Here is a 6,559-nt window from a genome sequence, read left to right as displayed (position 1 = left end):
TTACCACACTCACCTTCGTTTGTCAAGCTTTTTTCGACTTATTTTTTAGGTTTGGTAAATTAGTCTTATATTCATCTCTATTACGCTTCTATAATAATGCATATTGCTCAATCGCCTTAATTCAAAACCCGGTTATCTTACATGAAAATTAAAATCGCCCCCGACCCAAAAGCCGAAAGCGATTTATCTTTATGAATTTATACCATCCTTTTCCCTTATCTCGACCCTGCGAATTTTGCCGCTAATGGTCTTGGGAAGCTCATCAACAAATTCAATTATTCTCGGATATTTGTAAGGAGCGGTGTTTGCCTTTACATAATTCTGCAGCTCCTTCACAAGAGCCTCATCTCCCCTGCCCCTGTATTCGCTGGTCAGAACAATAGTTGCCTTGACCACCTGACCTCTGATCGGGTCGGGCGCAGCTGTAATAGCAGCCTCAAGAACGGCAGGGTGCTCCATTAAGATAGACTCTATCTCAAAAGGACCTATGCGATATCCCGAGGATTTGATAACATCATCGATACGTCCCACATACCAGAAATATCCGTCGGGATCTCTGTATGCAGTATCTCCCGTGTGATAAAGTCCGAAGGCAAACGCCTTTTCATTCGCCTCTGGATTATTATAGTAGCCCTTGAAAATACCATTGTTAACGCCTTTTTTCAGACGAACGCATATCTCACCCGTAGTGCCGTCGGGCACCTCATTTCCCTCAGTATCGGCAATTATGACATCAAACATAGGCATTGCCCTGCCCATGGAGCCGGAGCGCGATACGGAGCCGTAAGGATTGCCGATAATAAGCGTTGTCTCGGTCTGACCGAAGCCCTCCATCAGTGAAAGTCCCGTCATCTCTTTAAAGCGGTCATACACCTCGGCATTAAGAGCCTCACCCGCCGTGGTAGCATACTCGAGACAGGAAATATCGTGACCCTCCATACCCTCTTTAATAAAGAAACGGTACATCGTGGGAGGACAGCAAAGGCTTGTTACCTTGTATTTTTCGATTATGTGAAGCACATCACCGGGAACAAATCTTGTAAAATCATAGGTCATTATCGTAGCGCCCAGCGCCATCTGACCGTAGATCTTGCCCCAGAAAAACTTACCCCAGCCGCTTTCGGAAATCGTAAGATGCAGGCTGTCCTTGTTAAGGTGGTGCCAGTATTTAGCTGTGGGAATGTGGGAAACGCTGTAGCGGTGGGAATGAATGACCATCTTGGGATATCCCGTAGTACCCGAAGAGAAGAACATCAGACAGTCATCATCAACATTTGTGGGAATACGCTCAATACTGTCGGAATAGCATTCAAGCTTGTCATCGAAGGAAATCCAGCCGTCTCTTTTGCCCTTGACGATAAGTTTCAGCTTCAAAGGGCAGTCAGCACAGGCAGCTTCTATATTTTCGCATACGTCTCCGTCGCCCGTTGCGATTATGTGGTCAATATCGCCTTCTCTGAAACGGTAAACGTAGTCCTTTTTCTTAAGCTGATTGGTGGCGGGGATTAGTATCGCTCCGATCTTTTCGAGAGCAAATGTAACTATCCACATCTGCCAGTGGCGCTTGAGAACAGTCATTACTCTCTCGCCCTTTTTAACGCCCAGGTCAAGGAGCATATTTGCAGCCCGGTTTGAGAGCCTTGAAAGCTCGCCGTAGCTGAATATTCTTTCACGCCCCTCATCATCGCACCATATCATAGCCCGTCTCTCAGGCTCGGTTTCTGCAATTTTATCAATAATATCGTAAGCGTAGCTGAAATTTTCGGGAAGCTTCAGATCGAATTTATTAACGACTCCGTTCTCGTCAAAGCCCTCCTCGATATACTGCATATGGATATCCTGTACGTTCATAAAGCGAACCTCCGAAAGATACCTCGTGACACCCGACGTGAAAATGCGGGATATTGAGATAAAATTATTTTTTTGCGGCAGCGAAATAAATATCCTCAGGAGTCTTTGCAATATACTTTGCCCCGTTATCCTCAAGTTCCTTTAAAGTGCGAAAGCCCCAAAGGCAGCCGATACTGTCGCAGCCTGCATTAAAAGCAGTCTGCATATCCACCGCCGAGTCTCCCGCAAATAAAGTCTCCTTGGGAGAAACGCCCAGCTTTTCCATAATATGAAGAGCGATCTGAGGGCTTGGCTTTTTCTCAAAGCCGTCCTTCTTGCCCGAAACATAGGAGAAAACATCACCGAACATTCCCGAAACTATGATTTGAGTAAAATTATCGGGCTTGTTTGAAGCGACGGCAATAAGTATCCCATCTGCCTTCAGTTTTTCAAGCAGCTCCGGGATACCGTCATAAGGACGTGTGCATACATCGTAATTTTTTCCGTATATTTCGTCAAATACAGCCTTGACCCTTGAAATATTCTCCTCGGTTCGGTCGCTCTCGGGCAATGCCCTGCGGATAAGCATAGGCACTCCGTCCCCAACGAAATAGCGGAAGCTCTCCATGGGATGAACGGGATAGCCAAACCTTTGCAGTGCATCGTTGCAGGCGTTTCCCAGATCCTCCAGAGAATTTACCAGCGTACCGTCCAGATCGAAAATAACAAGCTTGTACATTTTGGGTTCCTTTCCGGATATTTCCTGACGCAATATTATATTACCACATTTTGAAATTTATTATCAGTCTTTTTTGTTAACTGTTTAAGAATTTTGATGAATGTTCTGTTGATATATTTTGAATGTCAATTCAATCTTCCAATTTCGAAGCCAGAAGCCCCGAATACTTTGCCCTGAAACTGTCAAATTCGTCATTGTCAATAGCCTCTCTTATCTTCTCCATAAGAGTGTTGTAGAAATACAGATTATGCGCCACCGCAAGCCTGCCTGCAAGCTGCTCATCCGCCTTGAAAAGGTGACGGATATATGCACGGGAGAAATTGCGGCAGGTGGGACAGTCGCACTCGGGGTCAAGAGGACGCGAATCGGTCTCATAGCACTTGTTTGTGGCGTGCATTATGCCGTTCCGGGTAAATATTGTAGCGTGACGGGCGTTTCGGCTGGGCATAACGCAGTCGAAAAGGTCAATACCTCTCGCCACCGCTTCAATGATGTTAGACGGAGTGCCCACACCCATAAGATAACGAATTTTTTTCTCGGGCATGACCGGAACAACAGCGTCAAGTATGCGGTACATCTCCTCGGTAGGCTCGCCCACAGCAAGACCGCCCACCGCATAGCCGTCCATATCAAGCTTTGCTATCTCCTCCATATGCCTCAGTCTCAGGTCCTCAAAAACCGAGCCCTGATTTATTCCGAAAAGGAGCTGGTGCTTGTTTATGGTGTCGGGAAGCGCGTTAAGCCTTGCCATCTCCTCCTTGCACCTGTACAGCCAGCGAGTAGTTCTTTCGCAGGAATTTTTCGAGTAATCATACGCCTTGCGGATTATCCTGTTTTTGGTCTGCTCGTCCATATCGGGAGTTATCTGCGCCATGTGATTATCCACGCACTCGTCAAACGCCATAGCAATGGTGGAGCCTAAATTGGACTGTATCTGCATAGACTCCTCGGGGCCCATAAATATCCTCCGACCGTCCACGTGGGAGTTGAAATAAACGCCCTCCTCCTTTATCTTGCGAAGCTTAGCAAGAGAGAACACCTGAAATCCGCCGCTGTCGGTAAGGATAGGCTTGTCCCAGTTCATAAATTTGTGCAGACCGCCCATTTCCTTTATCACCTTGTCGGTGGGGCGCACGTGAAGATGATAGGTGTTGCAAAGCTCCACCTGACACTTGAGTTCATTTTTAAGGTCAATTGAGGAAATGCCGCCCTTGATAGCCGCCGCAGTTCCCACGTTCATAAAGCAGGGCGTCTGAAATGTTCCGTGAACAGTCTCAAACTGACCCCTGCGGGCTTTTCCGTTGGTTTTTATAAGTGTGTACATAGTTGTTATTTCCTTTTTTATTTTTTCAAACAAAAAGCAGGGAACCTAAGAAAAAGCTATTGGTTTCCTGCTCCTTGTCAGTTATTTTTTATTTCAGGCGGACAGCTCCTCAAAAAGCTCGTCAACCGATCTATATCTTCGTGCCTTGGGGTCATTAAGCATTGCTTCACATTCTTCAATAGCCGCCTTAGTCTCGTCGTTAGGCTCAATAAAGCTCCTTATCAATACCATAATCCCATTAAGCTGTTTTTCATTCAGACAATCGAGCATACTCGTAACTATCTCTTTGGTACTCATAAAAATGACCGCCTTTCCGAAATATTCTTGTATGAATAGCTGACCTATATTTATTATATTACTGTTCACACAAAAAATCAAGTCTTTGCTTAAAATCTGATCATTGCAAAACAAAATATCAATATTCCCTGCAAAGCTCCGTCACAGCTTTTCCATTGACCCAAAACCGAGCAAAGCGAATAAGATCTTTCTGAGCAAGCTCATCTGCAAGCCTGATATAATCCGCTTTCATTTCATTAAGGCTGTCATAGTGCTTTTTATTGTACTCGTCATATTCACGTGAATTGAGATTTATGGAAATTTCCCTCAAAGGAGCGTCCTCCCAATCTCTTTTTTCATCATTCCATTCACCGTATATCCACCCCCGCCACATATCTCCCTGTGCGGATTGAAGCAGGCGGCAGTTTTCGCCGTAATGCTCCTCGGGACTTTCTTTAACCTTTTCGGATACCCTGTTCATATCAACATATTTTGCAGGGACAAAAACAGAAAACTCCCCGTCATCATTGTCAATAAAAACCATTCCGCAGCGCGGACATTGATATATGCACCTCATATTGCACAGCGAATTTATATATTCTTTCTCAGAAATTTGAAAATGCTCCACAGAACTATCAAGCTCCTCAAGATCCTGATCTGCCGTTATATGTCCCTTAAAGCGCAGAAAGTCCGTATTATCGTGAAATACATATCCGCAATAGCAGTTGAATTTCATACTGTCACTCCATTACAAAATAATCATAGCGTCCCCGAAGCTGAAAAATCTGTATTTCTCCTCCACAGCCACCTTGTACGCATTCATAGTATTGTCATAGCCCATAAAAGCCGAAACAAGCATAATAAGAGTGCTTTCGGGCAGGTGGAAATTAGTGATAAGCCCGTCAAGGACCTTGAATTTGTAGCCGGGATAAATAAAAATGTCCGTATACCCCTCGGCTTCCTTTATCTCGCCGTTATTAAAGCTTGCAACGCTCTCAAGAGTGCGGCAGGAGGTGGTGCCCACCGCAATGACCCGTCCGCCCTCAGCTTTGGTCTTGTTGATAAGCTCCGCCGTTTCCTTTGGCAGCTGATAATGCTCCGAATGCATTTTGTGTCCCTTAACATCGTCCTCCTTAACGGGACGGAAGGTCCCCAGTCCCACATGAAGAGTGACAAACGCAGTGTTTATGCCCTTTTCGTGAAGCTCTTCAAGCATTTCCTTTGTGAAATGAAGTCCCGCCGTGGGAGCCGCCGCCGACCCAAGCTCATGAGAATAAACCGTCTGATATCGCTCCTTGTCCTCCAGCTTTTTGGTGATGTACGGGGGCAGGGGCATCTGTCCCACGTCCTCGAGAGCGGTAAAGAAATTGCCCTCGCACTCAAATTTCGCAATGCGGTTGCCGCCCTCCACAGTCTCAAGTATCTCCGCTTTCAGCCTGCCGTTTCCGAAAGAGAACTTCGTTCCGGGCTTTGCCTTTTTTCCCGGGCGAACAAGTATCTCCCATACCTTGTCCCCCTTCTGCTCAAGAAGCAGGAACTCGATAAACGAGCCCGTACCCTCCTTTTCGCCGTAAAGACGGGCAGGCAGCACTCGTGAATCGTTCATAACAAGCAAATCACCCTTTTTAAGATGACTGCATAAATTATAAAAACGGTCGTGTGAAATTTCACCGCTCTCCCTGTCCACGCACATAAGCCGCGAGGAATTTCTCGGCTCAGCAGGAGTCTGAGCGATAAGCTCCTCGGGAAGGTCATACCAAAAGTCGGAGCGTTTCATCGTCTCGATATCAAGCTCGGTAACAGTATGGACACCGGGCATATTCTTGATATCCTCCGCTGCCTTTTTAGCCCATTCGGGAGCTATGGAAATATTTTTCAGATGAACGGATATTTCCTGCCCCTGCGAAATATTTTCCGAGATAGATCCCTCAAGCTCCTCTCTGCTTTCAAAGCCCAAAAGATCAATATTTATATTCTTCAAATCAAACAGCTTCCTTTCAAATACGTCGGGAAATAAAAAAGTCCCCTCAAAGTGACAAAAAATTTACAAACAGGTATTGACAAAATCGCAAACATATTATATAATTGACATTGATAAACTGATAGAGGCGCAGTAAAGATGAGTATCCGTTCGCAGGCACCGCAGCCGTTTACCGTTCGGAGAAAGGCGATACTGCCGAAGCCCTGAAAGCCTGCGGAGCCTTCACTGCTGAGCGTATGCCGAAGAGGTATGCGATTGTCATCATAGCTTATGTGATGGAGTGCTATCGAGCCTGATTAAATTTAGGGTGTAAAGCAAATTTATTTGTTTTACACAGGCACTTTAACATTATACACTATGATGGATCGGTTTTCAACCGATTTTTTTTATTTCTCTGTAAAATTTTATT

At 45.5% G+C, this 6,559-nt stretch carries 6 protein-coding genes and 1 riboswitch; all 6 genes read right to left on the bottom strand.

The features are described 5' to 3' along the window. Positions 1-189: 189 nt before the first annotated feature. Complete coding sequence (locus ACI4J0_RS09815; RefSeq protein WP_439765629.1) at positions 190-1,851, bottom strand: AMP-binding protein; 1,662 nt, start codon at positions 1,849-1,851, stop codon at positions 190-192. Positions 1,852-1,915: 64 nt separating this feature from the next. Further along, the gene (locus ACI4J0_RS09810; protein WP_439765628.1) at positions 1,916-2,569 is read right to left on the bottom strand and encodes an HAD family hydrolase; all 654 of its coding nucleotides are present in this window, start codon (positions 2,567-2,569) and stop codon (positions 1,916-1,918) included. A gap of 130 nt (positions 2,570-2,699) precedes the next feature. Further along, complete coding sequence (gene tgt, locus ACI4J0_RS09805; RefSeq protein WP_439765627.1) at positions 2,700-3,893, bottom strand: tRNA guanosine(34) transglycosylase Tgt; 1,194 nt, start codon at positions 3,891-3,893, stop codon at positions 2,700-2,702. 93 nt (positions 3,894-3,986) lie between these two features. Next, a complete protein-coding gene (locus ACI4J0_RS09800) occupies positions 3,987-4,190 on the bottom strand; it encodes a hypothetical protein (RefSeq protein WP_439765626.1) in 204 nt (67 codons plus the stop codon). A gap of 118 nt (positions 4,191-4,308) precedes the next feature. Beyond that, positions 4,309-4,713, bottom strand: a complete 405-nt coding sequence (locus ACI4J0_RS09795) for a hypothetical protein (protein ID WP_439765625.1) — start codon at positions 4,711-4,713, stop codon at positions 4,309-4,311. 204 nt (positions 4,714-4,917) lie between these two features. Next, a complete protein-coding gene (gene queA, locus ACI4J0_RS09790; RefSeq protein WP_439765630.1) occupies positions 4,918-5,946 on the bottom strand; it encodes a tRNA preQ1(34) S-adenosylmethionine ribosyltransferase-isomerase QueA in 1,029 nt (342 codons plus the stop codon). Positions 5,947-6,264: 318 nt separating this feature from the next. Beyond that, a riboswitch (Lysine riboswitch) is annotated at positions 6,265-6,444 on the top strand. Positions 6,445-6,559: the final 115 nt, after the last annotated feature.

Source organism: Huintestinicola sp. (genome assembly GCF_051882455.1).
In the GTDB taxonomy this organism is placed as follows: Bacteria; Bacillota; Clostridia; order Oscillospirales; family Ruminococcaceae; genus Huintestinicola.
Note: the sequence above shows the minus strand (reverse complement) of the source record. Positions and strands in the feature narration are given on the sequence as shown.

What these genes read in the sequence shown, in the direction of transcription:
- ACI4J0_RS09815 (WP_439765629.1), bottom strand. Translation starts at nt 1,851, where the DNA reads ATGAACGTACAGGATATCCATATGCAGTATATCGAGGAGGGCTTTGAC.
- ACI4J0_RS09810 (WP_439765628.1), bottom strand. Translation starts at nt 2,569, where the DNA reads ATGTACAAGCTTGTTATTTTCGATCTGGACGGTACGCTGGTAAATTCT.
- tgt (WP_439765627.1), bottom strand. Translation starts at nt 3,893, where the DNA reads ATGTACACACTTATAAAAACCAACGGAAAAGCCCGCAGGGGTCAGTTT.
- ACI4J0_RS09800 (WP_439765626.1), bottom strand. Translation starts at nt 4,190, where the DNA reads ATGAGTACCAAAGAGATAGTTACGAGTATGCTCGATTGTCTGAATGAA.
- ACI4J0_RS09795 (WP_439765625.1), bottom strand. Translation starts at nt 4,713, where the DNA reads ATGGTTTTTATTGACAATGATGACGGGGAGTTTTCTGTTTTTGTCCCT.
- queA (WP_439765630.1), bottom strand. Translation starts at nt 5,946, where the DNA reads ATGAAACGCTCCGACTTTTGGTATGACCTTCCCGAGGAGCTTATCGCT.